The sequence below is a fragment of the Actinomadura sp. 7K534 genome (genome assembly GCF_004348575.1).
GTDB lineage: Bacteria > Actinomycetota > Actinomycetes > Streptosporangiales > Streptosporangiaceae > Spirillospora > Spirillospora livida.
In genome coordinates, this window is sequence record NZ_SMKB01000031.1 from 36,945 (window position 1) to 48,276 (window position 11,332).

The following is an 11,332-nucleotide window of genomic DNA, read 5'->3' on the forward strand; positions in this document are numbered from 1 at the left end:
TGTCGGCCGATCGGAACGGTACCCGTCCGACCGTATCGATATACGGACCCGCGCCGAGCGCACGGCCCCCGTGTCGTTCGCATTGATCATCGATCGGGCCGGCGCCACGGGCAAAGCAAACAAACACAGCAAGTGGACAGCTCAGTGGATAAGGTCATCTGAATGCGGGATGAGGGTGCGGCGGAGCGGGGACGGGCGCCCGCGCGGGTGGTGCTCCGCGGTGAGCCCGGCGGGTGGCACTACGTGATCGTGGACGCCGCGGGCGCCGAGCGGCGCCGGTCCTTCCCCGTGGCGGGCACGCGCTGGCGGACGGGTGCGGTGTCCGGGCCGGAACCGGCTTGGTGGCGGCGCAGGCTCGCGGAGACGGCGGAGACGCTGCGCGAGGTCGTCGCGGAGCGGCTGACCGACGCCACGTTCCGCGACCTCGGCGTCGAGGCGGACATCACCTGGTTCGCGGTGGACGAGCCCGTCGTGTGGGAGGGCCTGGTCACGCTGCGGGAGGCCGACCCGGCGCGCTTTCCCGGCCAGGTCGCGCCGTTCGTGATCGCGCTGCAGCCCGGGCGCGGCGCGCTGCTGCCCGACGCGAGCCTGCTGTTCTCCACGCGGGCCGCGGACGCCTGGAGCACCCTCGCCGCGCTCGCCGAGCGCTGCGGCACCCCTCCGCCGGAGGCGTCGCTGCTGTGCGGTTGGGCCGGTCACCGCAGCGTCCGGGTGGGGCGCGGGAGGCTCGCGCTGTCCACCGTCCGGGACGAGGACGGCGTGGAGCGGCTCGCGGAGATCTGCGCGTTGCGGCCGCCCGGCTGGAGCGGCAATCCCGAGCTGCGGCCGCGCTTCGAGAGCGTCGACCTGCTCGACGAGCCCGCCGGGGACGTCGTCGCCCTGCTGCGGGAGCTCGGGCACGAGATCGTCCGGCGGGGCCGGACGGCGCGGCTGCCCGCGTCGGGTCTCACCCTCTACGAACCCGACGACGCGGAGGCCGCCACGGAGCGGTTCACCGGCGTGTCCCTCCGGCCGCCGGCCGCGGCGGCGCCGCTGTGGGGCCCGGTCCGGACGCCCGACGCCGCCGAGGCGCCCTAACCCCCGAGCGAGCCCCTGCCAACCCGACACTCAGCGGGGATCGGGCCGTCACCGGATCGCGACCCCGCCGGTCTAGCTTCGGCGATCATGAGAAGCCGTGCGCGTCATGCCGTGCTCGCCTTGGCCGGTGCCGCCCTCGCCGGCGCTCCGCTCGCCCTCGCCGCGCCCGCCGGTGCAGCGGCGGCCGGCACGATCGTCGTCGACCGCGGCGGTCCCGCCCGGTCGCTGCCGTTCACCGCCGCCCGGGACGGCGAGGCCGTGATCTCCTTCGCCGCGTCCGCCCCCGGGGTGTCGTGGGGCAGCGCGGGAGCCGAGTCCGCCGTGGTGTCGGTCGCGGTGGACGGGCGCCACGTGACCGACCTGGTCGTCCCGTCGTCCGACCCGGTGGACCGGAGCCTCGGCCTCGGGCACGTCCGGAAGGGCGACCATGAGGTGACGCTGCGGTTCGCCAAGGGCAGCGCCCCCGCGGCCGACCGCGTCAGGCTCGGGCGCACCCGCGTGCGGATGCCGGACGACGCACTGGCCCTGCGGCACGCCCCCATCGTCGTCGGGCGGACGGGGTGGCCGTTCGGGAACCCGTACCAGAACGCCACCACCGACACCCCGCTGCTCGCCTGGCACGAGACGCGGCCGGCCGCGACCCCCGGGCACCGGGTCATCGAGTACTCCATGGTGTGGAGCAACGAGGACGGCGGCACGGACACCCCCGCGCTGATGGCCCGCTGGGGCCGCACGACCGACATCGAATGGGTGTACCGGGTCGAGGTGGACGCGTCGGGCGGGCGCGTGGACGGCACCGCCGTCTACCAGGCGCCGCTGCACCTGACGTTCCAGTTCACGGGCCGCTTCGAGGGCGACCACCCGCTCCTGCAGACCTGCACCGAGAACAACAACATGTGCGACGTCATCTCCCCTGACCCGCCGCTCCGCTTCCTGCTGGACGCGTCCAGGACCCGTCCGCAGGGACGCGCCCGCGAGGCCGTCATGGACCGTGACCCGTGGACGTACCGGGTCGCGGCCCAGGAGATGGTGCGCGAGGGGAAGATCGAGCAGCCGTCCGACCCGGCGACGCGGGAGGTCGGCGACCAGCGCACGTACCTGTTCGTCGAGTTCGCCAAGACGACCGGTGCGCCGACCGCGTGGGGGTCGGCGCCGGGTGTGGCGCTCGGCGTCCGGCTCAAGGCCGACCCGTCGACGCTCTACCGGTCCGACCACGACCAGCCGACCTGGTCGGTCGAGCGCGACGGCGCCGTCGCCACCACCGTCGAACTCCCGGAAGGGACGGCGATGTCCGACATCGCGTCGATCGAGGCGCTGCGCAGGCCGGTCGGGCTGGGCGACAATGGCGCACCGGCCACGGTCACCTCGATCAACCGGGGCTTCTTCCTAAACGACTCGTATCTGCCGCAGCCGTCGGCCGTCTCGTGGCAGGGCTCGGTGACGCTCACGCGGGCGAACCCGTCGGCCGTCCTCTGGCGTCCCGGGCTGGGCTGACACAGGCCGCCTGTGGCGAGAACCGGCCACGGGCTAAGGGAAAGCGGGAACTTCCCCGAACTCCGGGTGCGTCCAAGGAGTCATACACTTCACCAATAGGTCGCACAGCGAACGTGCAGAGCGAACTTAGGAGAGGACGTCCGCCATGGCCTACGGGCCTCCCCCGTCGCCCGGCCAGGGTCAGCCCCAGCAGGCTCCGTGGCAGCAGCCCGGAAACCTCTGGCAGCAACCGCAGCAGCCCCACCAGGCGCCGCAGCAGCCCCACCAGCAGCCCGGCCCGGCCTGGCAGCAGCCACAGCCTGGCGGGAGCACAGCCCAGATGCCCGGCAACTACGGCCCGGTCTCGGACGACGAGAAGACGTGGTCGCTCATGGCGTACGTGGGCCAGTTCCTCGTCGGGGCGATCGCACCGGCCATCGTCTACGTCGGCAAGGCGCGCTCACCGTTCGTGCGCCGGCACGCCGTGCAGGGCCTCAACATGGGCATCGCGGCCATCGCGGTGTGGTTCGTGGCCGGTCTGCTGTCACTGGCCGTCGAGGTGCTCATCTGGGTGCCGCTGCTCTTCACGGCCGCCGTGATGTTCTTCCTCGTGTTCGCGGCCCGCGCCGCCAACCGCGGCGAGTTCCGCCGCGTACCGCCGGCCGTCGCCTGGCCGCTGCTGAAGAAGTAGTACCGCTCGTTACAGGAGCCCCTGCCTCGGCAGGGGCCCGCCGGGCCGGTTCCTACTTGCGCCCCTTGTCGGTGGACTCGCCGCCGCCCGTGGACAGCGCCGCGACGAAGGCCTCCTGCGGGACGTCCACCCGCCCGATGGTCTTCATCCGCTTCTTGCCCTCCTTCTGCCTCTCCAGCAGCTTCCGCTTGCGGGAGATGTCGCCGCCGTAGCACTTGGCGAGGACGTCCTTGCGGATGGCGCGGATGTTCTCCCGGGCGATGATCCGGGCGCCGATCGCCGCCTGGATCGGCACCTCGTACTGCTGCCGCGGGATGAGCTCCTTGAGCTTGGACGTCATCATCAGCCCGTACTCGCGCGACTTCTCCTTGTGGACGATCTGGCTGAACGCGTCCACCGACTCGCCCTGCAGCAGGATGTCGACCTTCACGAGGTCGGACTCCTGCTCCCCGCTGGGCTCGTAGTCCAGCGACGCGTACCCGCGGGTCCGCGACTTCAGCTGGTCGAAGAAGTCGAAGATGATCTCGGCGAGCGGCAGCGTGTAGCGGATCTCCACGCGGTCCTCGGAGAGGTAGTCCATGCCGAGCAGCACGCCGCGGCGGCCCTGGCACAGCTCCATGATCGCGCCGATGTGCTCGGCCGGGGTCAGCAGCGTCGCCCGCACCACCGGCTCGTACACCGTGGCGATCTTGCCCTCGGGGAACTCGCTGGGGTTGGTGACGGTGTGCTCCGTCCCGTCCTCCATCACGACGCGGTACACGACGTTCGGGGCGGTCGAGATCAGCGAGAGGGCGAACTCGCGCTCCAGCCGCTCGCGGACGATCTCCATGTGCAGCAGCCCGAGGAAGCCGCAGCGGAACCCGAACCCGAGCGCCGCCGACGTCTCCGGCTCGTAGATCAGCGCGGCGTCGTTCAGCTGCAGCTTGTCGAGCGCGTCGCGCAGCTCGGGGTACTGGTCGCCGTCCAGCGGATAGAGCCCGGAGAACACCATCGGCTTCGGGTCGCGGTAGCCGCCGAGCGCCTCGGGCGCCGGCCGCGACGCGCCGGTCACGGTGTCCCCGACCCGCGCCTGCCGGACGTCCTTCACCCCGGTGATCAGGTAGCCGACCTCGCCGACGCCGAGGCCCTGCACCGGCTTCGGCTCGGGGGAGATCACGCCGACCTCCAGCGTCTCGTGCGCCGCCCCGGTCGACATCATCATGCTCTTCTCGCGCCGCGACAGCCGCCCGTCCATGATCCGGATGTAGGTGACCACGCCGCGGTAGGTGTCGTACACCGAGTCGAAGATCAGCGCGCGGGCGGGCCCGTCGGGGTCGCCGACCGGCGCCGGCACGTCCTGGACGATCTTGTCGAGCAGCTCGCGGACGCCCTCGCCGGTCTTGCCCGACACGCGCAGCACGTCCGACGGCTCGCAGCCGATGATCCCGGCCAGCTCCTCGGCGTACTTCTCCGGCTGCGCCGCCGGAAGGTCGATCTTGTTGAGGACGGGGATCAGGTGCAGGTCCGCCTCGAGCGCGAGGTACAGGTTGGCGAGCGTCTGCGCCTCGATGCCCTGCGCCGCGTCCACCAGCAGGACCGCGCCCTCGCACGCCGCGAGCGACCGCGACACCTCGTAGGAGAAGTCGACGTGCCCGGGGGTGTCGATCAGGTTGAGGACGTGGTCGACGCCGCCGGACGTGTAGGGCAGCCGGACGGCCTGGCTCTTGATCGTGATGCCGCGCTCGCGCTCGATGTCCATGCGGTCGAGGTACTGGGCGCGCATCTGGCGCTCCTCGACCACGCCGGTCAACTGCAGCATCCGGTCCGCGAGGGTCGACTTGCCATGGTCGATGTGCGCGATGATGCAGAAGTTGCGGATGATCGCGGGATCGGTCTTGTCAGGCTCGGGCGCTGCCACCGGGGTCCGTTCGAAACTCACTGGATGGACAAGGACATGTGTACATCCCATGGTCCCATGCCACGTGCGATGCTCTGTGCACGGTTCGGTTTGGGCACGGCCCCGGTGATTGGTAGGCTGTGCGACTGCGTGTGGCGTAGCGTCGTGCCCCGGGGGGCACCGTCCGCCCCCCGTTCAGACCTTTCGTCAGAGCCTGCCGTGGCGCAGGCGAGGATCGCGATCAAGCTGAGGCACTGCAGACGTGGCTAACATCAAGTCCCAGATCAAGCGCAACAGGCAGAACGAGAAGGCCCGCGTGCGCAACAAGGCCGTCAAGTCCGAGCTGAAGACGGCGATCCGCAAGTTCCGCGAGGCCGCCGACGCCGGCAACGTGGACGACGCCGTGGCCGCGCAGCGGCACGCCGCGCGCAAGCTGGACAAGGCCGTCAGCAAGGGCGTCATCCACAAGAACCAGGCCGCCAACCGCAAGTCGGCGATCGCCAAGCGCGCCGCCGCGCTGCAGGCCGAGTAAGCACCAGGCACGGGGCCGGCCGGTTAGTCGCGCCGGCCCCGGCGCATGTCCATGGACGAGCGGCGCGCGGTGCGGATCTCCAAGTACCTCGCGAAGCACCTGCGGCACCGCCCCGAGCGGATCGGCCTCACCCTCGACCGCGGCGGCTGGGCCGACGTCGGCGAGCTGCTCGCGGCCTGCGCCGCCCACGGGTTCCCGCTCACCCGCGCCGAACTCGAACACGTCGTCGCGGTCAACGACAAGCAGCGGTACGTCCTCGACGGGGACCGGATCCGCGCCGCCCAGGGCCATTCGGTCCAGGTCGACCTGGGCCTTTCTCCCGCGTCCCCGCCGGACCTCCTCTACCACGGCACCGTGGGCCGCTCCGTGGCGGCGATACTGCGTGACGGACTGCTGCCCATGGGGCGGCACGCCGTCCACCTCTCCCTCGACCGCGAGACGGCCCGCCGCGTCGGTGCCCGCCGCGGCGAACCCGTCGTCCTCGTCGTCGAGGCCGGGCGGATGGCCGCCGACGGGCACGAGTTCCGCGTCAGCGAGAACGGGGTGTGGCTGACCGAAGGCGTCCCGCCGGAATATCTTCGCGAATGACCTCGGCTGCCGCCGCCCAGTCCGGGACGTGCCGCACCCACGGGGGCCCTTCCTCCGGCCCGAACAGGTACCGGTGGGGGACGACGTCCCGGATGGCCGCGTGCACGTCCAGCCGGTCGTCGATCATGTGGGTGATCCCGAGTTCCCGGCAGTGCCCCGCCTTCTCCGCCCGCCGCCGGCAGAACCGGACGTTCTCCCTCGGCAGGCCCGTCCGCGCGTAGAAGTCGTGGTGGTCGAGCCAGGCCAGCGTCCGCCGCCGAATGCGGTCACCGCACTTGGAGATGATCCAGGCCCGGCCGCCGAAAGCCTCGACCAGCCCCGGCAGCACGTCGTACACGCCTTCGGTCGCCGGCGAGGCGAGCGCCTGCTCGAAGCTCCCGTCGAGGAAAACGGTGTCCTGGGGGCCGGACGCCAGCAGCCCCCCGTGGATGACGCGGCCGAAGTCGACGCCGAGCCGCGGTTCGTAGTTCATGCCCCCACCCTCGGACCCGCGGCCCTAGAACAGAACTATCAACCTCTCCGCAAGCTATAGTCACTACCTATGGAACTGAGCCGCCTCTCGACGGACGCGCTCGCCTCCTTCGCCGTCTTCGCCGACCACCTCAACTTCACGCGCGCCGCCGAAGAGCTGCACATCTCGCAGCCCGCCCTCCACGTCAAGGTGCAGAAGCTCGCCGAGACCCTCGGCCGCGCCCTCTACACCAGGCACGGCCGCCGCCTCGCCCTCACGCCCACCGGCGTCGAGGTCGCCCGCTTCGCCCGCGAACTCGACGCCCGCGTGGCGGCGTTCCTCGCCGGCGTGCACGGCACCGCGCCCACCCGCGTCCCGACCCTCGCCGCCGGCGAAGGCGCCTACCTCTACCTCCTGGGCGACGTCGTCCGCCCCGGCATCCGCCTGATCAACGGCGACCGCGCCCGCACCCTCGCCGCCGTCCGCACCGGCCGCGCCGACCTCGGCGTCTCCGTCCTGGACGTCACGCCGACGGACATCGAGGCCGTCCCCCTGGCCACCTACCCGCAGGTCCTCGTCATGCCGGACGACCACCCCCTCGCCGAGCGACCGGACCTCGCCCTCACCGACCTCGCGGGCGCCTCCCTGGTCGCCCCGCCGCCCACCGGCCCGCACCGCATCGCCCTCGAACGCGCCCTCCGCTCCGCCGGCGTCCCGTGGTCACTCGCCGTCGAGGCCGAGGGCTGGCCCCTCACCCTGCACTTCGTCTCCCTGGGCATCGGCGTCGCCATAGTGAACGGCTGCGTGACCCCGCCCCCGGGCCTCGTCACGCGCGAGATCATCGACCTGCCCGCCGTCCCGTACCACGCCCTGCACCTCCCGTCCCGCGCCGACGACCCCCTGGTCACCGGCCTCCTGTCCGAGATCCGCACCGCTCTGGGGAAAGACAATGCACTTTGAGACCACCGTCGACATCAACGCCACTCCCGAAACCGTCTGGAAGCTCCTGATCGACGTAGAACGCTGGCCGGACATGACCGCCTCCATAAACCGCGTGGAACTCCTCGACGAACCCATCGCCCTGTCCGCCCGAGCCCGCGTCCACCAGCCCAAACTCCCCGCCGCCATATGGACGGTCACCGCCTTCGAGGAGAACGAGACCTTCACCTGGGAATCCCGCTCCCCCGGCGTGACCACCACCGCCGCCCACGAACTGGCGACCACCCCCAACGGCACGGTCACCGTCCACCTGACCCTCGACCAAAAGGGCCCCCTGGCCCCCTTGTTCGCACTACTAACGGGCCGCCTAACCCGCCGCTACGTAACCATGGAAGCCACCGGCCTAAAAACCAAAGCCGAAACCCCCTGACCCACACCGGGATTTGTATCTCAGGAGGACGGCGCGCGGCGGGAGCCGGTGGTCAGCCGCGGGCGGCGACTATTTCGGCGACGGTTTTCTCTAGGGCGTAGGCGGGGTCGGCCGAACCGCCCTTGACCTGTTCGTCGGCCTTGGCGACGGCCGTGAGGGCCTGGGCGACGCCGTCCGCCGACCAGGCGCGCAGCTGCTTCTGGACGCGGTCGATCTTCCACGGCGGCATGCCGAGGTCCTTCGCCAGGGCGGCGCCGCGCGCACCGCGCGGTGCGCCGCCGACCTTCGCCAGGCCCCGCACGCCCTGGGCCAGCGCGCTGACGATCAGGACCGGCGCCACACCCGTCGCGAGCGCCCAGCGGAGCTGCTCCAGGGCCTCGGCGAGCTGCCCCTCGATCGCCTTGTCCGCCACCGTGAACCCGCTCACCTCGGCGCGGCCCCGGTAGTACCGCGCCACCGCGGCATCGTCGACCTTGCCCCCGGTGTCCGCGACGAGCTGGTTGCCGGCGGCCGCGAGTTCCCGCAGGTCGTTGCCGACGGCCTCGATCAGCCCGCGCGCCCCGTCCGCCGAGATCTTCCCGCCCGCCCGGCGGACCTCGGCCCGGACGAAGTCGACCCGCTCCCCCACCTTGGTGACCTTCGGGCACGCGATCCTGCGCGCCTTGAGCTTCGTCAGGCCGTCGACCAGCGCCTTGCCCTTGGCCCCGCCGTGGTGGACGGCGACCAGCACCACGTCGTCCGCGGGCTGCTTGGCGTAGGCGAGCACCTCGGCCGTCAGATCCTTCCCCAGGTCCTGCGCCGCCCGCAGCACGAGCACCTTCCCGCCACCGAACAGCGAGGGCGACGTCAGCTCCGCTATCCGCCCGGGCTCCAGGCCCCCTGGGCCGAGGTCGATCACCTCGGCCTCCGGGTCGTCCGCCCTGACAGAGGCGACGACATCACCGATGGCCCGCTCCACGAGCAGCTCTTCGTCTCCGACGATCAGGATGTTGGGCTCGACCGACACCCCAGCAGCATGCCACGCCCAACCCCCCACCCGCGCCAAGACGCCGACGCGGGACCGGCGGGCTGCGGGGGGCGTGGGTCAGTGGCTGGGGACTACAGCTATGCCGGTTCTGGTACGGGTTATGGCTATGTCTCCTTCCTGGTCGGTGCGGTGGATCCGGGTGCCGAGGCGTTGGAGGAGTCCGAGGGTCGCCGGGGACGGGTGGCCGTAGTCGTTGTCCTCGCCTACGGAGATCAGGGAGACGGAGGAGCGGGCGGCGGCCAGGAAACCCGCGGCCTGCCCGCGCGCGCCGTGGTGGGGGACCTTGAGGACCTGGACGTGCGGGACGGTCGTTGTCAGGGCGCGTTGGGCCTCCTCTTCGATGTCGCCGGCCAGGAGGGCGCTGAAGCCGGGGCTGCGGGCCACGACGACCACGCTGGCGTTGTTGATCGTGGTGCCGTCGTCTCCCGGCGTGAGGGCCGGGCCTGTCCGGGGGGCGAGCACCGAGAGGGTCAGGTCGCCGATGCGCCATTGCTGGCCTGCCTCGGCGTGGTGGGTGTGGAGGTCGGGGGCGAGGCGCGCCTCCCGGCCCGAGGTGCGGGATGTCGTCAAGATCGCGTGGACTCGGCGGCCGTTCCTGACACCGGACGTGCCGTTGATGTGGTCGGCGTGGGGATGGGTCAGGACGATGAGGGGGACGTCCTCCACATCGAGGCGGCGGAGGCATCGGTCTACCAGCGCGGGGTCAGGGCCGGTGTCGACGACGACGGCCTGGGCGGGTGCGGTGTACAGGACCAACGCGTCGCCCTGGCCCACGTCGCAGGCGACCATCTGCCAGCCGGGCGGCGGCCAGCCCGGGGCCGTCACCCGCATGGCGATGACCGCCGCCATGATCCCGATCATCGCGGCGGCGGTGAGCAGGCGCAGGCGGCGGCTCCGCAGGATCAGGAGGGCGATCCCGGCCGCGAGGAGCAGCGTCATGGCCCCAAGGCCGCCGCCCGTCCACGGAATCGTGGCGTAGGGCAGCGCGGCGGCGGTGCGGGCCACCCGGATGATCCAGCCGACCGCAAGGCCCGCGGGCCACACGATGCCCTGCGCCATGGGGACGGAGATGAGGGCGGTGATAGCGGCGAGTGCGCCCAGCAGGGTCGCGGGGGCGACTGCCGGAGCGGCCAGCAGGTTGGCGAACACCGCGACGACGCCTATCTCGCCCGAGAGCATCACGAGAACCGGGGACACCGCGACCTGGGCGGCGGCCGCGACCGCGAGGGCGTCGGCCAGGGGGCCGGGCAGCCGGCGGGCCAGCCGTTCCCGCCAGCGTGGCGCCAGCACGAGCAGGCCGGCGGTCGCCAGGACCGACAGCGTGAACCCGTAGGAGCGCGCCAGGGCGGGGTCGATCAGCACGAGGAGCAGCACGGCGGCGGCGAGGGCGGGGATCCCCTGGCGCTGCCGCCCGGTGACCAGGGCCAGGAGGCCGATGAGGCCCATGACGGTCGCCCGCAGGACGCTCGGTTCCGGACGCGCGACCAGGACGAAGGCGAGCACCGCGACGACGGCGACGGGCGGAGCGCGCCGGCGGCCGAGGCCGAGGAGGCGGCACAGGCCGAGGACGGCTCCGATCACAATCGCGAGGTTCGCGCCGGACACGACCATCAGGTGGGTGAGCCCGGCGGTGCGGAAGTCCTCGGCCAGGGCGGGGTCGAGGCCGGACGTGTCGCCGACGACCATGCCGGGCAGGACCCCGCGCTGGTCGGGCGGGAGACGTGCCACCGCGGCCCGCAGCCGCGCCCGCACGTGCTCGGCCGCGCGCTGCATCCGCGACGGCGGCCCGAGAACGGTCGGCGGGCCGCGGACGATCACGACCGCCGCGAGGAGGTCGGCGCCCTCGGGCGGCACGAATTCGCCGTGGAGCCGCACCCGCTGGCTCGGCACCATGCGGAGCCAGCGGGCGTCGTCCGCGATCAGCAGCACGGACACGCGGACCTCGGCACGCGGGACCACCTCCGCGCGCGCCCGGAGGATGATCACCTTCCGGCCGTTCCCCGCTTTCGCCCGGGGATCGCCGGTGACGACCGCTTCGGCCGTAGCGAACCGTCCGTCGCGGGCGAGGTCGCGCACCGGTCCGGTACCGACGGCCGTGGCCCGTAACCCCACTCCGGCCGCGGACGCGGCCGCGCACACGAGCACCACCCCGACCAGCCTCCGCCGCGCTCCCATCACCCCCAGCCGCCCGCCGGCCAGTAGGTAGAGGGCTGTGAGGGTTGCGATGGCGGCGATCGTGTAGGTGAGG

11 protein-coding genes are annotated in these 11,332 nt (G+C 72.3%); 7 read left to right on the plus strand and 4 right to left on the minus strand.

All coding sequences use genetic code 11. The features are described 5' to 3' along the window. The first annotated feature begins 162 nt into the window (after positions 1-162). The 3 genes from E1266_RS09610 to E1266_RS09620 all read left to right on the plus strand — a co-directional run bounded on the left by E1266_RS09610 (position 163) and on the right by E1266_RS09620 (position 3,241). On the plus strand, positions 163-1,077 hold the full coding sequence (locus E1266_RS09610) for a hypothetical protein (protein WP_132045922.1): 915 nt from the start codon (positions 163-165) through the stop codon (positions 1,075-1,077). A gap of 87 nt (positions 1,078-1,164) precedes the next feature. Continuing rightward, the gene (locus E1266_RS09615) at positions 1,165-2,571 is read left to right on the plus strand and encodes a hypothetical protein (protein ID WP_132045924.1); all 1,407 of its coding nucleotides are present in this window, start codon (positions 1,165-1,167) and stop codon (positions 2,569-2,571) included. 319 nt (positions 2,572-2,890) lie between these two features. Then, entirely contained in the window at positions 2,891-3,241 is a 351-nt protein-coding gene (locus E1266_RS09620) for a DUF4870 domain-containing protein (RefSeq protein WP_165966000.1), read from the plus strand. A 52-nt stretch (positions 3,242-3,293) separates the two neighbouring features. Here E1266_RS09620 and lepA read toward each other — a convergent pair whose 3' ends face one another. Beyond that, positions 3,294-5,138: a translation elongation factor 4 gene (gene lepA / locus E1266_RS09625; protein ID WP_243718328.1), complete on the minus strand. Its 1,845-nt coding sequence runs from the start codon at positions 5,136-5,138 to the stop codon at positions 3,294-3,296. A 241-nt stretch (positions 5,139-5,379) separates the two neighbouring features. Here lepA and rpsT point away from each other — a divergent pair, with 241 nt between their 5' ends. Together rpsT and E1266_RS09635 are read left to right on the plus strand one after the other, a co-directional pair. Next, positions 5,380-5,649 carry a 30S ribosomal protein S20 gene (gene rpsT / locus E1266_RS09630; RefSeq protein ID WP_132045929.1) on the plus strand — a complete coding sequence of 90 codons (270 nt, stop codon included), beginning with the start codon at positions 5,380-5,382 and terminating at the stop codon, positions 5,647-5,649. 51 nt (positions 5,650-5,700) lie between these two features. Continuing rightward, positions 5,701-6,237 carry an RNA 2'-phosphotransferase gene (locus tag E1266_RS09635; RefSeq protein WP_132045931.1) on the plus strand — a complete coding sequence of 179 codons (537 nt, stop codon included), beginning with the start codon at positions 5,701-5,703 and terminating at the stop codon, positions 6,235-6,237. Here the strand turns inward: E1266_RS09635 and E1266_RS09640 are convergent. Then, entirely contained in the window at positions 6,179-6,709 is a 531-nt protein-coding gene (locus E1266_RS09640; protein ID WP_207945519.1) for a hypothetical protein, read from the minus strand. The two genes, E1266_RS09635 and E1266_RS09640, sit on opposite strands and share 59 nt — an antisense overlap. Positions 6,710-6,778: 69 nt before the next feature. Here E1266_RS09640 and E1266_RS09645 point away from each other — a divergent pair, with 69 nt between their 5' ends. Together E1266_RS09645 and E1266_RS09650 are read left to right on the plus strand one after the other, a co-directional pair. Then, a complete protein-coding gene (locus tag E1266_RS09645) occupies positions 6,779-7,648 on the plus strand; it encodes a LysR family transcriptional regulator (RefSeq protein WP_132045933.1) in 870 nt (289 codons plus the stop codon). Beyond that, on the plus strand, positions 7,638-8,057 hold the full coding sequence (locus E1266_RS09650; protein ID WP_132045935.1) for an SRPBCC family protein: 420 nt from the start codon (positions 7,638-7,640) through the stop codon (positions 8,055-8,057). The genes E1266_RS09645 and E1266_RS09650 overlap by 11 nt, the downstream gene beginning before the upstream one ends. A 52-nt stretch (positions 8,058-8,109) precedes the next feature. Here E1266_RS09650 and holA read toward each other — a convergent pair whose 3' ends face one another. Further along, positions 8,110-9,063 (minus strand): DNA polymerase III subunit delta, encoded by a 954-nt coding sequence (gene holA / locus E1266_RS09655; RefSeq protein WP_132045937.1) that lies wholly within the window; start codon positions 9,061-9,063, stop codon positions 8,110-8,112. A 78-nt stretch (positions 9,064-9,141) separates the two neighbouring features. Then, positions 9,142-11,332: ComEC/Rec2 family competence protein (locus tag E1266_RS09660; protein WP_132045939.1), on the minus strand; the 2,191-nt coding region annotated here is incomplete at its 5' end.